Here is a 315-nt window from a genome sequence, read left to right on the forward strand (position 1 = left end):
GATCATTGTCGCCGCATGGCTCGCTGTCGGTTATTGGAGCGCCTATCAGTTTGCTAGATGGCTTGGCGCAGGCCGGCCAGCGTCGGTCATGAGCGCACTGGTGTGGTGCACATTACCGGTTATCTGGGTGCATCAGGGTTATTCAGCGGCCGCGTCGGGCATGGTCATACTGCCACTCACTATGCTCTTTGCATTTCGGATCATCCACGGTGACACCCGTCTGGTCACTTGCGCTAGCTTTGTAGGTGCCTGCTGGATCGCGGTCTTCATGGATGGCTATACGTTCATGATGCTGGCTGTCGCCTCCGGGTTGGC

The 315-nt window shown here is 57.8% G+C and carries 1 protein-coding gene; it reads left to right on the top strand.

The genetic code is table 11. The features are described 5' to 3' along the window. Nucleotides 1-88 precede the first annotated feature (88 nt). Nucleotides 89-315: hypothetical protein (locus EN850_RS36930; RefSeq protein ID WP_210238074.1), on the top strand; the 227-nt coding region annotated here is incomplete at its 3' end.

The sequence above is a fragment of the Mesorhizobium sp. M8A.F.Ca.ET.207.01.1.1 genome, from assembly GCF_004794715.1.
Lineage (GTDB): Bacteria > Pseudomonadota > Alphaproteobacteria > Rhizobiales > Rhizobiaceae > Mesorhizobium.